Source organism: Massilia scottii, from assembly GCF_030846495.1.
In the GTDB taxonomy this organism is placed as follows: Bacteria; Pseudomonadota; Gammaproteobacteria; order Burkholderiales; family Burkholderiaceae_D; genus Telluria_A; species Telluria_A violaceinigra.
This window is the reverse complement of record NZ_JAVCWM010000064.1, coordinates 1-1,721: the sequence shown is the minus strand read 5'-3', so window position 1 is coordinate 1,721 and position 1,721 is coordinate 1. Positions and strand designations below refer to the sequence as shown.

Genomic DNA, 1,721 nt, shown 5'->3' with positions numbered 1-1,721 from the left:
ATATGGTAGGAGAGCGTTCTGTAAGCCTGCGAAGGTGTCTTGTAAAGGATGCTGGAGGTATCAGAAGTGCGAATGCTGACATGAGTAGCGATAATGGGAGTGAAAAGCTCCCACGCCGTAAGCCCAAGGTTTCCTGTTCAACGTTCATCGGAGCAGGGTGAGTCGGCCCCTAAGGCGAGGCAGAGATGCGTAGCTGATGGGAAGCAGGTTAATATTCCTGCACCGTCGTATGATGCGATGGGGGGACGGATCGCGGAAGGTTGTCCAACGGTTGGAAGTGTTGGTTTTTGACTCATAGAAGGCGCTTAGGCAAATCCGGGCGCGGAATTCAAGGGGTCGAGACGAGAGACTTAGGTCTTGAAGCAATCGGAAGTGGTTCCAAGAAAAGCCTCTAAGCTTCAGTCATACGAGACCGTACCGCAAACCGACACAGGTGGGCGAGATGAGTATTCTAAGGCGCTTGAGAGAACTCGGGAGAAGGAACTCGGCAAATTGGTACCGTAACTTCGGGAAAAGGTACGCCCCGGTAGCTTGACTGGTTTACTCCAGAAGGGTGAAAGGGTTGCAATAAACTGGTGGCTGCGACTGTTTAATAAAAACACAGCACTCTGCAAACACGAAAGTGGACGTATAGGGTGTGACGCCTGCCCGGTGCTGGAAGATTAAATGATGGGGTGCAAGCTCTTGATTGAAGTCCCAGTAAACGGCGGCCGTAACTATAACGGTCCTAAGGTAGCGAAATTCCTTGTCGGGTAAGTTCCGACCTGCACGAATGGCGTAACGATGGCCACACTGTCTCCTCCCGAGACTCAGCGAAGTTGAAATGTTTGTGATGATGCAATCTACCCGCGGCTAGACGGAAAGACCCCATGAACCTTTACTGTAGCTTTGCATTGGACTTTGAACCAATCTGTGTAGGATAGGTGGGAGGCTTTGAAGCGGGGACGCCAGTCTTCGTGGAGCCATCCTTGAAATACCACCCTGGTTTGTTTGAGGTTCTAACCTTGGTCCGTTATCCGGATCGGGGACAGTGCATGGTAGGCAGTTTGACTGGGGCGGTCTCCTCCTAAAGTGTAACGGAGGAGTTCGAAGGTACGCTAGATACGGTCGGACATCGTGTTGATAGTGCAATGGCATAAGCGTGCTTAACTGCGAGACTGACAAGTCGAGCAGGTACGAAAGTAGGACATAGTGATCCGGTGGTTCTGTATGGAAGGGCCATCGCTCAACGGATAAAAGGTACTCTGGGGATAACAGGCTGATTCCTCCCAAGAGTTCATATCGACGGGGGAGTTTGGCACCTCGATGTCGGCTCATCACATCCTGGGGCTGTAGCCGGTCCCAAGGGTATGGCTGTTCGCCATTTAAAGTGGTACGTGAGCTGGGTTTAAAACGTCGTGAGACAGTTTGGTCCCTATCTGCCGTGGGCGTTGGAAATTTGAAGGGGGCTGCTCCTAGTACGAGAGGACCGGAGTGGACAGACCTCTGGTGTACCGGTTGTCACGCCAGTGGCATTGCCGGGTAGCTAAGTCTGGAAGAGATAACCGCTGAAAGCATCTAAGCGGGAAACTTGCCTTGAGATGAGATTTCCCAGAGCCTTGAGCTCTTTAAAGGGTCGTTCGAGACCAGGACGTTGATAGGTCAGGTGTGGAAGTGCAGTAATGCATTAAGCTAACTGATACTAATTGCCCGTACGGCTTGTCCCTATAACCTTAGCAGGT

At 51.7% G+C, this 1,721-nt stretch carries 1 rRNA gene; it reads left to right on the top strand.

The features are described from left to right. A 23S ribosomal RNA gene (locus RBA41_RS33255) occupies positions 1-1,706 on the top strand; the annotation flags it as partial. Between the last annotated feature and the right edge of the window lie 15 nt (positions 1,707-1,721).